The organism is Aquimarina sp. EL_43 (genome assembly GCF_943422735.1).
Taxonomy (GTDB): Bacteria; Bacteroidota; Bacteroidia; order Flavobacteriales; family Flavobacteriaceae; genus Aquimarina; species Aquimarina megaterium.
This window is the reverse complement of sequence record NZ_CALSBR010000001.1, coordinates 689,249-702,888: the sequence shown is the minus strand read 5'-3', so window position 1 is coordinate 702,888 and position 13,640 is coordinate 689,249. Positions and strand designations below refer to the sequence as shown.

General features: G+C 33.0%; 11 protein-coding genes. 9 read left to right on the top strand and 2 right to left on the bottom strand.

Features of this window, described 5'->3' with window-relative positions; genetic code table 11:
* Nucleotides 1-4 precede the first annotated feature (4 nt).
* Genes NNL09_RS03240 through NNL09_RS03210 form a run of 7 tightly spaced genes read left to right on the top strand, consistent with a single transcriptional unit; the run spans nucleotide 5 to nucleotide 9,062 of the window.
* The gene (locus NNL09_RS03240; RefSeq protein WP_231389144.1) at nucleotides 5-1,192 is read left to right on the top strand and encodes an MFS transporter; all 1,188 of its coding nucleotides are present in this window, start codon (nucleotides 5-7) and stop codon (nucleotides 1,190-1,192) included.
* A 9-nt stretch (nucleotides 1,193-1,201) separates the two neighbouring features.
* The gene (locus NNL09_RS03235) at nucleotides 1,202-3,661 is read left to right on the top strand and encodes a GNAT family N-acetyltransferase (protein WP_025662999.1); all 2,460 of its coding nucleotides are present in this window, start codon (nucleotides 1,202-1,204) and stop codon (nucleotides 3,659-3,661) included.
* A gap of 11 nt (nucleotides 3,662-3,672) precedes the next feature.
* Entirely contained in the window at nucleotides 3,673-4,296 is a 624-nt protein-coding gene (locus NNL09_RS03230; protein ID WP_231389143.1) for a GNAT family N-acetyltransferase, read from the top strand.
* Nucleotides 4,289-6,130, top strand: coding sequence for an IucA/IucC family siderophore biosynthesis protein (locus NNL09_RS03225; protein WP_231389142.1), 1,842 nt, complete (start codon nucleotides 4,289-4,291; stop codon nucleotides 6,128-6,130). Before NNL09_RS03230 ends, NNL09_RS03225 begins: the two co-directional genes overlap by 8 nt.
* 36 nt (nucleotides 6,131-6,166) lie before the next feature.
* Complete coding sequence (locus tag NNL09_RS03220; RefSeq protein ID WP_196909100.1) at nucleotides 6,167-7,105, top strand: sterol desaturase family protein; 939 nt, start codon at nucleotides 6,167-6,169, stop codon at nucleotides 7,103-7,105.
* Between the two features lie 6 nt (nucleotides 7,106-7,111).
* On the top strand, nucleotides 7,112-8,230 hold the full coding sequence (locus NNL09_RS03215; RefSeq protein ID WP_196909099.1) for a heparan-alpha-glucosaminide N-acetyltransferase domain-containing protein: 1,119 nt from the start codon (nucleotides 7,112-7,114) through the stop codon (nucleotides 8,228-8,230).
* 4 nt (nucleotides 8,231-8,234) lie between these two features.
* On the top strand, nucleotides 8,235-9,062 hold the full coding sequence (locus tag NNL09_RS03210) for a crotonase/enoyl-CoA hydratase family protein (protein ID WP_025662994.1): 828 nt from the start codon (nucleotides 8,235-8,237) through the stop codon (nucleotides 9,060-9,062).
* Nucleotides 9,063-9,068: 6 nt separating this feature from the next.
* Here the strand turns inward: NNL09_RS03210 and NNL09_RS03205 are convergent, their stop codons facing one another.
* Nucleotides 9,069-9,617, bottom strand: a complete 549-nt coding sequence (locus NNL09_RS03205; protein ID WP_025662993.1) for a flavodoxin — start codon at nucleotides 9,615-9,617, stop codon at nucleotides 9,069-9,071.
* 96 nt (nucleotides 9,618-9,713) lie between these two features.
* Between NNL09_RS03205 and NNL09_RS03200 the strand changes: the two genes are divergently transcribed.
* Nucleotides 9,714-10,073, top strand: a complete 360-nt coding sequence (locus NNL09_RS03200) for a hypothetical protein (RefSeq protein WP_196909098.1) — start codon at nucleotides 9,714-9,716, stop codon at nucleotides 10,071-10,073.
* Nucleotides 10,074-10,118: 45 nt separating this feature from the next.
* Here NNL09_RS03200 and NNL09_RS03195 read toward each other — a convergent pair whose 3' ends face one another.
* Complete coding sequence (locus NNL09_RS03195) at nucleotides 10,119-11,135, bottom strand: AraC family transcriptional regulator (protein ID WP_152538228.1); 1,017 nt, start codon at nucleotides 11,133-11,135, stop codon at nucleotides 10,119-10,121.
* Nucleotides 11,136-11,245: 110 nt separating this feature from the next.
* On the opposite strand from NNL09_RS03195, the gene NNL09_RS03190 reads away from it, so the two are divergent.
* Nucleotides 11,246-13,633, top strand: coding sequence for a carboxypeptidase-like regulatory domain-containing protein (locus NNL09_RS03190; RefSeq protein ID WP_196909097.1), 2,388 nt, complete (start codon nucleotides 11,246-11,248; stop codon nucleotides 13,631-13,633).
* Nucleotides 13,634-13,640 lie beyond the last annotated feature (7 nt).

Genomic DNA, 13,640 nt, shown 5'->3' with positions numbered 1-13,640 from the left:
TACAATGACTCTAAAAAAAATCCTTATTCTCATGACTCTGGTAGCGGTAGTAAGCGATTATATGCTACACCCCTTTTATCCACAGTTTTTTGAAGCTCGCTTTGGGGTTACAGACCCCAAATATGTAGGGTATTATTTTGCCGCTATTTGCTTTATGGTGATGATTGCATTTCCGTTTTGGGCATATGTATCCAAAAAAGTAGCTGAGTTAAATATTTTGGTGTATACGCAATGTGTAGCAGGAATATTAGCATTATACTGTTATTGGACCACCTCTTATATTAATTTCTGGATCATATCCTTGGTTATGGTATTATTTAAAGGAAGTTATCTTTTGGTATACCCTTATATCTTAAAAATTATTACCAAAAAAGAGCACACAAGCACGATAGGAGTGCTCTCTGTTGTTGTACATCTAGGAGGGATTTTAGGAGCAGTGATTGGTGGATTGACAGTAGATTTTGTTGATGCCAGTTATATTTTTCTGGCGATGGCCGCTGGAGATTTTATGCAAATGGGAATAAGTATGTATGTACTGCGTAGCAAAAAATATGATACAAATAAAATTATTGAAACTCAATCGACTCTTGATGCTAAGGATAAAATTATTCCCCAAGGTTTTATCCTTAAGATTGGGTTAGTAACGATGATCTTATATTTTAGTGATTTTCTAATCCGCCCTTTTTTCTCATTATACTGGGAAAGCCTCTCTGATTATGATGGTAAATTAATTTCTGGAAGCATATATGCGATACCTGGTTTTGTAGCATTAATTGCACTGTGGATCAATACAAAGTATAGTCCAAAAAATAAAAATAAGAGTATCATATCAGCATTATTTCTAGGAATGATTGGACTCATACTTCAAGGACTTCCTGTTGAGGCCATTGTGATTGTAGGAAGAATTATTTATGGTTGGGCGATTTTTCAGGGAGTAGTGCGTTTTGATGTATTACTGTTTGAGTTTAGTTCACCAAATTCTTATGCTATCGATTACAGTAAGGTCCATTTTTTTCAAAACCTGGGAGTATTACTAGCTTCTTTTTCCGTAGGGATTGTGGTAGATCAACACGGGTTACAAATTCCATTTACAGTAGCATTAGCAGGTTTTTTCATTGCACTAGCAATGTACTATTTCATGTTTATCAGAACAACAATTAGAGCAAGAGCAAAGAATCTAGCAAAAACATAAAGATTTTATATGTCAGTACAAGAACATACAGGTTTAGTAACATCTGCAAAAGAAGGATATGAGTTTTCGTCATCATATAAGAACTTTGGTGATATTCATATACGACATTTTGATGTTGAAACAGACAGTATTGTATTACACGATTGGGTAAATCGAGATTATGCTTTATTCTGGGGTATGCAACAAAGTTCGGTTGAAAAGGTAAAAGCCGAATATGCCAAATTAATACGACCAGATCATTACGATATTTTTGTTGGTGTATATAGAGAACAACCTGTTTTTGTATTAGAACGTTATCATCCACAACAAGATCTTATCGGAAAATATTATTCGGCCCAGAGCAATGACTGCGGGATTCATATTATAGTAGCACCGCCATCCGAAGGTAAAATTGAAAACTTTACATGGTATATGTTTGATACGATCATGAATTTTGTTTTTCAGGATGAAAAAATACATCGAATTATAGTAGAGCCCGATATACGAAATAAAAAGATGTTTTCGATTTGCCAACGTGTAGGTTTTCAGCTTGATACTATTGTCGAACTTCCGCATAAAACAGCACAACTGGCTTTCTTAACCAGACAAAAACATAACCAACTTAAATTATTTCCACAAATCCATAAACGAAGTGCAATGAATACATTAGACAACGCCGTTTCGCCCCAACAATCTGTATCCCATATACAACCAGAATTATGGGTTAAAGTAAATACTTTACTAATCAAAAAAGCAATATGCGAATTTAGCCATGAGTTGCTTATACAGCCCAGAATAGTAGAAAAACTGGGAGATGGTTGGAATAGGTATACTTTGGAAGCCGATAACCCCGAGATTCGATATGAATTTAGAGGAAAACAATTGGCATTACATCATTTATGGATTAGCGAAGTTTCTATTCAGAAATATGAATCCGAAAAATCGGTAAGGCTAGATGCTATTTTATTTATCAAAGAGTTTAGAGAAAAATTAGGGATTGATACTACTACAATGCCTGTATATCTCGAAGAAATTATTAGCACTCTGTACGGAAGCGCTTTTAAACATGTGAAAAAAAATCCTTTGGCTATAGATTTGGTCTCTGCAGATTTTCAGACTATCGAGCAATCAATGATGGAAGGTCATCCTGGTTTTGTAGCTAATAATGGCCGAATAGGATTTGATAGTAGCGACTATAGATCATATGCTCCCGAAGCCGGAAATTCTTTTTACCTCATATGGTTAGCAGGCCATAAGAGTAGTGCCGTATATGCTGCTATCGAGGATTTACCGTATGAAACCTTAATTGAACAAGAATTAGGAGCAGATACTATTTTGTCTTTTAATACCATAATAAAGAATAAAGGTTTTGATCCAGATGAGTATTATTTCATTCCTATGCATCCCTGGCAATGGTTTAATAAATTGGCCAATATATTCTCTCCAGAGGTTGCCAAAGGAAACTTGATTTGTTTGGGTTATGGTCCTGATCAATACCTGGCGCAACAATCGATACGTACATTGTTTAATATTTCGAATCCTCATAAACTGTATACCAAAACGGCCCTTTCTATCTTAAACATGGGATTTATGAGAGGATTACCTTTATACTATTTGGGTACAGCTCCAAAAATGGCAGTTTGGTTAGAAGAATTATTATATAATGATTCTTATATTAAAGAAACAGGATTTAAGATGCTGGGAGAAATAGGTTCTGTTAGTTATGTAAATCCATATTTCAAGGAGTTTGGGCCACATAATGACTATAATAAAATGCTGGCCTCATTATGGAGAGAAAGCCCGATGGGTATGATAGATGATGGCCAAAAACCAATGACAATGGCCGCTTTTCTACATATTGATCAAACCGGAGAAGCATTACTACCCAAAATTATTGCTGCCTCAGGCTTATCTATCTCAGAATGGTTACAGAATTATTTTAAAGCATATCTAAGTCCGCTAATACACTGTTTTTATCATTTCGATTTGGTGTTTATGCCTCACGGCGAAAATATCATTATGGTATTAGAAAATAACATACCGGTGAAAATATTAATGAAAGATATTACCGAAGAAGCCTGCATTCTTAGTCCGGAAGTTAAATTACCCGAGCACTTGAAACGTATGTATGCTCCTGTTCCCGAAGATGTGAAATTGTTATCTATTTTTACAGATATTTTTGATGGATTTTTTAGATTCATGTCCCATATCCTGGTTGAACATGCTGGATATTCTGAAGAGAATTTCTGGGAGTTAGTAGCAGAAAATATACATCAATATCAGCAACGTTATCCAGAAAAAGCAGCCAAATTTAAACAATACGATCTTTTTGCGCCAGAATTTCATCTATCGTGTCTTAACAGGCTACAATTAAACAACAATAAACAGATGATTGATCTGGATGATCCTGTTGCTTTACTTCAGTTTGCAGGGCGATTACAAAACCCTATTGCTGCTTTTAGAAAAGAAAAACCCAGCCCTCTAGTATAAGATCCTTTTTTATGAATAACGCAGCAATCATACCAGCCACAGTTTTTTCTAGAACTATTAAAGAGCTCGGAGATATACATTTACGTCTTTTGGATATAGAAAAAGATATAGAAATTATCCACGATTGGGTTACCAGGTCTTATGCCACTTACTGGGGTATGCAAGAGTATACTTTAGAAGAAGTAAGACTTGCGTATCAAGAAATAATCGAATCAGATCATCATGATGCTTTCATAGGTGTACTAAATAACCAACCTATTTTTTTAATGGAACGCTACCTTGCTGTAAAAGATCCTATTTCAGCATGTTATGAAGCAAAGGAAGGAGACTGTGGGATGCATATTTTGGTTAGCCCCATCAAAAAAAAGATTCCAAATTTTACCTGGCATGTATTTTCTACAATTCTCGAATATCTGTTTAGTGATCCTCAAACCAATCGCATTGTTGTAGAACCAGATGTGAGAAATGAAAAAATTCATGTACTCAATAAACGAGCAGGGTTTCAATATCATAAAGAGATTGAATTACCTCATAAAACAGCAGCATTAGCTTTTTGCAATAAGAAAGATTACAAGAAAGCACTCTTACGAGAAGACAATAAAAATATAGCACATAAAAATAAAATCAATGACTAAGTTAGATATGGTAATCCAACCAGAAGTTAATCTTGATCATCTAAGACTCGATATTTGGAAAAAAGTAAATCGAGCTCTTATTAAAAAAGCAATTAGTGAATTTACACACGAATTACTTTTACAACCAAAACCACAGTATCAGGAAAAATATTGGGGACATTTTGTTTTGGTCTCAGATTTACCAGGAATTACCTATGAGTTTAAAGCCAAAAAACGAAGTCTTGATCATTGGCATATCGATGAGAATAGCCTTGTAAAAAGACGAAATGGAAATCTGGTGACTGTAGATGCCATACATTTTATTTTAGAATTTAGATATACTTTAGGAATTTCTGATGATATGTTGCCCACCTACCTCGAAGAGATTACCAGTACTTTATCCGGAGCAGCATATAAATATCATAATAAAAAATGCTCTTCAAGAGAATTGGTTCAATGTAGTTTTCAGGTAATCGAACATGCAATGACCGAAGGGCATCCCTGTTTTGTAGCTAATAATGGGCGTATAGGTTTTGACGCCGAAGATTACATTAAATATGCTCCCGAAACCGACAATTCGTTTCAAATTATATGGCTGGCAGGCCATCGCGATAAAGCAACATTTACAGCGGTAAAAGGGTTTGAATATAAATTATTAATGAGGCGAGAACTAGGAGTTTCTACTATAGCTAAATTTAATGATGTATTAGAAGATTTAGGATTGGATATGGAGTCTTACATTTTTATACCCGTTCACCCTTGGCAATGGCATAATAAGATCATTCATATTTTTGCAGCCGATATAGCAAACATGGATCTCGTGTTTCTGGGAAAAGGAGAAGATCAATATTCTGCGCAACAATCGATAAGAACATTATACAATAAAACGGCTCCTGATAAATTATACACCAAAACAGCACTATCTATTTTAAATATGGGATTTATGAGGGGGCTTTCTCCATATTATATGCAAAGTACACCCCATATCACTGCTTGGATAACCGAATTGCTTAAAGATGATAAATACCTTAAAAAAACAGGGTTTACCATGCTGGGTGAAGTTGCTACTGTTGGATATAAAAACCTTGATTACGAAGTTTTAGGTAAGACAAATGCTCATAATAAGATGCTTTCTGCTTTATGGAGAGAAGTTCCTGGGTCTAAGATTAAAGAAAGTCAACAGGTAATGACCATGGCAGCCTTTTTACATATAGATAATGATAATACTTCATTGTTAGCAGAATTGATACAAGCTTCTTCATTTGATACCGAAACCTGGTTGAAAAAATATCTACAGTGTTATCTAAGTCCTTTATTGCATTGTTTCTATGCTTATGAGTTGGTTTTTATGCCACATGGCGAAAATCTGATTATGGTCATGGAAAATCATACTCCTGTAAAGGCGCTAATGAAAGATATTACCGAAGAAGTAATCGTTTTTAATTCTGAATTAAACTTACCCGAAGAAGTAAAACGCTTGTATACCGAAACCTCTGATAAAATGAAAATACTTTCAATTTTTACAGATGTGTTTGATTGCTTTTTTAGGTTTATGGGAGATATACTAGAAGAATATTGTGAGTATCCTGAAGGACTATTCTGGGAGTTGGTTGCCGATTGCATTAACACATATCAACAAAAACACCCCGAATTAGAAGCACAATTCAAGAAATATGACCTTTTTGTGCCAGAATTTGATAGATGTTGCCTCAATAGATTACAATTGAAAAATACAAAACAAATGTTGAATCTGGCAGACCCTATAGAGAGTTTACAATTAGTAGGAACCCTTAAAAACCCTATTGCAGAGTATCGTAATAATAAAGTAAGGATTCCGGCTATGAGTAACTCATAAAAGAAGATCAGTTTAACCTATTTATTCTAACAAAGCATGAACGAAACAATTCAAATATGGTTAGATAAGTTTCAGAGTATTTCTGGAATTGTTATTATAACTCTTGTCGTTATAGAATGGGTTATTCTGTTTATAACCAGAAAAATAGAAAGCCATAAAGAAGGTGTAGTAAATATAGTATCCTATATATTAGAATCGATTCCGTACATTTTTTTGGGTAAGATTGTGATTTTGGGGATAATGATGTGGGGATATGAATATCGCTTATTTACCTTAGGATATGAATGGTATATATGGGTGCTGGCCTATTTTTTATATGATTTTATGTTTTATGTATTGCATTTTATAGGGCATAAAATTAGATTCTTTTGGTGTATCCATGGGGTGCATCATACCGCAGAAGAAATGAAGCTAACGGTAGCGGTACGAGGATCATTTCTTATTTTTTTGCACATGCCGCATACCATATTATGGCTTCCTCTATTAGGATTTGACCCCTTTATGATTTTTATCATCGAGTTAATAGCAAATTTGTATGGACTTTATGAACATGTGAGCGAAAAACTAATCGGTAGACAGCCATGGTTAGAGTGGATCCTTATAACTCCTTCTTTGCATAGAGTACATCATGCCAAAAATCATAAATACTTAGATACAAACTACGGAGAGACTTTTTCTATTTGGGATAAAATTTTTGGAACCCTACAAGTAGAACTAGATGACGAAAAACCTGTGTATGGATTAATGGGAGATAGTATAAATAGTGAGAGTTTATGGCAAATTCAATTGCTACTATGGAAAGAACTTTGGGCTGATATGAAAACAGCAAAAAAAGTATCAGACAAATTAAAATACTTGATTATGTATCCCGGTTGGAACCATATTGATGGAGGTAAAAAGGCAAGTGATTATAGATCTGAAGCATGGATACGAGACGAGTTAATGAAGCGAACACAAAAAGAGGCACAAACGTAAATATAGATGAGAAATAATAATAGTAATAGAATTTTAGCAATTGATTTGGCAAGAGGGGTGAGTGTATTGATGGTAATCATAGTACATACCTTATGGATATATGGCGATATACCTACTCAATCAAATACCTGGCTAGGAGGAGTAGTTCATTTTATAGGAAAAGGAACTCCGATGTTTTTAATTGCAATGGGAGTTTCATTTACCTTATCCAGAAATCAAAGCATAGTACTGTCTATAAAACGGGCATTATATATTCTGGCTGCAGGGTATATTATGAATTTTCTAAAATTTGTCTTACCAGTTCTAATTGGGACAATGCCAGATGCTTTTATAGAAGCCTATGGCTGGACAGTTCCTGCTACTATAGATAACATGATCTATATGTTGCTTACTGGTGATATATTACAACTTGCAGGAGTTTCTCTATTATTTATGGGAATTATAAACAAATTTTCAAAAAACAAATATGTACCATTAATTATTGCATTTATAATAGCTGTAGTAACCAAGGAGGTACACGGTTTCCAATTAGGAATAGGAAGTGTGGATTATATCCTGGACCTAATGTGGGGAGCAAAGTGGAATGTATATTTTGCTGTATTTCCTTGGTTTTCTTTTATACTTATTGGGATGTTCTTCGGAATGTGGTATAAAGAGAAAAATAAAAGTAATGCCCATATATTTAAAAGAATGTTTATTGCAGGTGTTTTTTTGATGCTGATCGGTGGCGGATTGTGTTCTTATAATTTTGAGTATCACTTCGGAGATTATTTTCATTTAGGACCAGGAGGAACTATTTATCTGGCAGGATTCAATTTAGTTCTAATGTGGTTAGCGCATATTTTAGTTACCTATATAAAGACAAACAGAGTTTTTGAGTTTCTATATTACTGTAGTAAACGAGTAACTACAATATACATCATTCAATGGGTAATTATTTGTTGGGGAATGGGAGCTTTAGGATACCAGCAATTTGGGATTACAGCAGTTCTGATTTTGATCCCTTTATATATAATGCTAACACTCGGAATCCAAAAATTACTGTTTGATAAACCATTTTGGTCGAAGAAAACAAGAAAACAAAATAGTATCACAAAAAATTCAATATCTCTACAAAAACCTTAATATCATGCGACAATTTAATTGTGTTACTATAGAATATTTCAAAGAGCAAGAACTTTTATTTTGGAAAATCAAAGATACGGGAATGCCAAATTTTTGTCTGGATGGTCTTCGGGAATTTAGGGAGTTCGCAATTTGGGTAAAAGAATATTTTTCACACCCGGATCGTCCTCTTAAATTTATTGTTTCGGCTTCAGAACATGACGGAATCTATAATATGGGTGGAGATCTTCCTTTTTTCTTAAAAAATATTAAAACAAAAAATGTAGAGAACCTAACGACTTATGCGCATTTGTGTATAGATGCGATTTATAATATTTACACTTCTTTTGGTCTGCCTGTAATAAGTGTAGCTTTGGTAGAAGGAAATGCGTATGGAGGCGGGTTTGAATGTGCATTGGCACATGATTTTATAATTACAGAAGAAAAAGTACAGTTTTGTTTACCCGAAAATAAATTTAATTTATTTCCAGGAATGGGAGCCTATAGTTTACTGTATAGAAAATTAAACGCAATAGATGTCAATTCAATAATAAAAAGCGGAAGAATCTATAAAGCAAGATATTTACAGTCATTAGGATTAATTGAAGAATTGGCCGAAAAAGGAACTGCTCTAGTATCTTTACATCTCTTTATTAAAAGAATAACCGAGAACTTCAATTTTGAATACCATCACATACAATGTAAGAAAAGTGTTTTTCCACTAGAAAAAGAAGAACTTTTGAAGGTTACAGATTTATGGGTAGAGGCATGTATGAAAATCAATACATTTGACCTTCGTAAAATGGAAATTCTCATAAATGCACAATCTAGAAAAGCTAAAGTAGAAATCTAAAATAGATTAACTTAAAATGGCTTCTTCTAGTACCAGATAAGGTTTTAATTCTAATTTTAATTGATGAATCCATTTTTCTAAACGTTCATCGCTTAATTGAGATTCGTTATCATGATCTAATGCGAGACCATAAAAATAATCTTCTTTTCCTTCTATGACAGCTACAGAATCTGTAAATCGGTATCCTTCGATGGGCCAATGCCCAATGATTTCTCCTCCATTTTCTAATACGACTTTGGCAAGTATCCCAATACCATCTACAAAGTATTCTCCATACCCGATTTGATCTCCCAAACCATAAATAGCCACTACTTTATCGGTAAAATCAATTTCTTTAAAATCATCAAAGAAAGTCTCCCAGTCACTTTGCAGATCACCATCATACCATGTTGATAATCCTAAAATTAGGATTTTAAATTGATCAAAATCTTCTTTAGATACATCATCAATTTCTCTTACATCTAACTCTTCACTATCCCAAAGAGAAACAAAATCTTTGGTAATATCATCAGTACATCCGGTATCTGATCCATAGAACAAGCCTATTTTCTTCATAATGGTTATCATTAAATATTTCTACAAAAATATATTATTTTTAATTATTCTAAATAAAAATAATACAATAAATTTGAATATCGAAATTTAATAGATATGTATATTTTAGATCCATTATATTGTAATAGTACTGGTGCCGCTTATACGGTAAAAAAAAATGATGAAGACGACGAAGCGCAACAAAAAATACAATTACAAATAGGTGATATTGCTGTTTTGATGAATAATAAAGAAATAAAAACTTTTCTTACTGTTATTCGCTCTGCCCGAAAAGGGTGTCAATGTGAGAATTGCGATAATCAAAACTCTTATAAAACCATAAAATGTAATACTCCTCAAGTAGAAATTAATTTTAAGTTAACTCCAGAAATTTTGGATGGATTAGAAGAATTAGTCTTAGGAGTTTTATTTCATAAAGAATATAAAGATATCCTAGAAAATAATAAGATAAGTTAGTAGGTCAATTTGTTAGGAAACATTAATATGAATAATTAAGTCGTTTTACCGTATGGTCTCTAATCCTCTTTGTCTGTATTTTTTAGGAGTAATACCCTCGAGTTTTTTAAAAGCTGCAGTAAAATGAGTAGAATTTTTATACCCTACTAATTCTGAAATCTCATATATTGGTTTTTTGCCGTGTTGTAATAGTTTTTTTGCTTTACTCATTCTCAAATTCAAAGCATACTCAAAGATTGTTGTACCAAAAACACGTTTAAATTCTTTTTTAAGTATAAAGTCATTGAGCCCAACCATACGGGTTAATTCGTGAACAGAATATTGAATGGTTAAATCAGAGTTTATAATAAATTGGACTTCATATAACTTTTTAATTAGGTGGTTATCAGTGTTTAATATTTCAGTTTTAGAATTCTTTTGTATATCTAATTGTAGAGATAGTAGTTCTAGTACTTTTGATTCGAGAAATAAACGTTTTAATAGGCCTTGTCGAGTATCGGTTAATAGCTCTGCAAGTATTTCCTGAGTTTTGGTACATAGAGGTTTTGTAAACTCTTTATCCTGTTTTTCTAATTCATATTTTTCACGAATTCCATATGCCGAGTCGAGTTTATGTTTTTTGATAAAATCCAGACTCATTCTGATCTTAATCTCTTTAAAATATTTGTTTTTATGATATTTAATAGACCCAGAAGTTTGGGATATATATACGAGATAACTTTCCTGGCTTTCATAAATCAGATCATAATTTTTCTCATTAATTTTAATGATTTGTTCACCATCAATTAGGTAAGAAAGCTCTAGTGCATTTATCGCATACGTACCATGAATATCGAAATCCTTGTTTAAGGATACATCAAAAATTGCTATATGTAATCCATCAAAATGGATATACTCTATATAACCATCTCCATATTCAGGTAGGAATTGAAATTTTTTTGTAAGTATACCACAGTGTTCCTGGGTATTAATTAGTTCTGTAACAGTAAGTAATGTGCATTTTTTTTGATTGTTTGAGTTTGTTGTTTTTGACGACTCTATATTGCGTCTTTTTTTATCCATAATGCGTCATTTTTCTCTTTCCCTAGATACTAATTTTGCAATTAAATTTATTTAGACCAAATATAAATAATAATATAAAGTCTAAACTAAATTGTTTAAAAAAAATTGTAATGTCAGTGATTATTTTAAGAAAAAACAGCGCTCTTTTTTTTCTGTTTTTATACGCAATGGTCTGTAACGCTCAGAGTAAGGTAACAGGCGTGGTTTTGGATCAGAATTCTAATCCGATTCCCGAAGCATCTATACAGGTTTTAGAACATCAAGATAGAGGGACTGTAAGTGATTTTGATGGTAACTTTAGTTTAGAAATACCTCCGGGATCCTATACTCTAAAAGCTAGTTTTGTAGGTTTTAAGAACTACATCAAGAAGATCGTAGTAGATAATTCAACAACTGCATCCTTAACAATTGTTCTACAAGAAGATATTAAGGAGTTAAGTGATGTGATTGTAAAAGCAAAATCTAACGCTCGAAATACAAGAGAAAAGGCATTTGAAGTTGAAGTTGTACAGACCAAAGGACTTAAAAATGTAAGTGTAGATGTCAACTCGATTTTAATGACTATTCCTGGTGTAAATGTAAGGCAGAGAGGTGGTTTAGGCTCTGGTTTTGACTTTTCATTAAACGGTTTATCTGGTAAGCAGGTTAAATTTTTTATCGATGGTATTCCTTTAGAAAATTTTGGGAGCTCATTATCGCTAAATAATTTCCCAGCAACTTTGGTAGAGAGAGCTGAGGTCTATAAAGGTGTTGTTCCTATATATTTAGGAGCAGATGCCTTGGGAGGAGCAGTAAATATTATTACAAACCAACGCAAAAATAATTTCCTGGATGTATCTTATGATACGGGGTCTTTTAATACGCATCGTGCTACAATAAATGGACAATATTATAGCAAAAAAGGCTTTGCTGTAAAAGTTTCTTCGTTTTATAATTATTCTGATAATGATTATAAGATAGATGGTATTGAAATAAGAGATGAACTGGGTAATGATACAGGAATCAGACGTGATAATGTAAGACGATTTCATGACGCATATAATTCACAAATGATCAGTGTTGAAACCGGTTTTGTAGATAAAAAATTTGCAGATAAATTACTGGTTGGGATTACCGCATCAGCCAATAAAAATGAGATTCAGCACCCTATTGATCCTCAGAACCCTTTTGGCGAAGTTTTTACAGAGAATGATGTAACTAAGGCTTTTGTCATTTTTGAAAAAGCAAATCTACTCAAGGAAAAGTTAAAAGTAAAGTTATATGCTTCTATTGGTCAAAATAATGATAAGGTAGTAGATACTTCTGCACGAAAATATGATTGGTTTGGTAATTTTATAGAAAGGGGAGACCAAAACTTAGGAGAACTTGAATTTAGTAAAACTTTATTTGAATTTAAGGATAATACACATTTGATTAATGCTTTTGGAAGGTATAAGATCAATGACTGGAGCAAGTTCAATATTAATTTTACCAAGAATTATATTAAAAGAAGAGGTGAAGATCCTGCCAGGGTGGGAAGAATACCTTTTAATGACCCCCATATTATAGATAAAAATATATTTGGTGTATCCTACGATTTAGGCTTGTTTGATGATACCTGGAATACCACACTATTCGCTAAAGGATATTTATTAAACTCAGAAGGTATTATTGAAGATTCATTTACTACTGTAGAAGCAGATCGTTTTACAAAGATTGAGAATACATTCGAAGAACTGGGATACGGATTTGCATCGACCTATAAATTTTCTGATCACGTTCAGGTAAAAGGCTCGTTTGAGAAAACATTTAGAATTCCTGATGGCTATGAGGTATTTGGAGATGGGTTTCTATTGAAATCAAACCCCGAATTGTTACCAGAAGAAAGCTATAATGCAAATCTTGGAGTTCTTTTAAATACAGATATTAATAAGTTCAAATTGCGTTTTGATACTAACGTTTTCCTTAGAGAATCAGAGAATTTTGTAGCAATTCGATCTGAAGGGATTTTTTCTAGATTTTATAATACTGCAGCAGCAAGAAGTACAGGGGTAGAAGGAGAAATTAGAACATTATATAATGATATTCTATTTCTGGATCTTAATGCAACCTATCAAAATATTATAGATCGTAATGTAGGAGGGAATTCTGGTGTTGATTTTCTAAAAAATCAACGAATTGCTAATATCCCATATCTATTTGGTAATGCCAGAATAGGATGTAATTTAAAAGATATTTTTTCTACAAACGATCAAGTAACATTCTCCTGGGGTTCTTACTACGTACACGATTATCCACTTACCTCTTTTGTAGAAGGAGATCCAAATGAGAGAGATATTATACCAGAACAACTGTCACATAATGTACAGCTAGGATACTCTTTTAAAAAGGGAACCTATAATATATCTGTACAGGCACGAAATATAACAGACGAGAAAGTGTATGACAATTTTGAAATACAACAGCCAGGAAGAGCTTTCTATGTAAAATTAAGATACTATTTAACAAACAAAAACTAGTAATAAC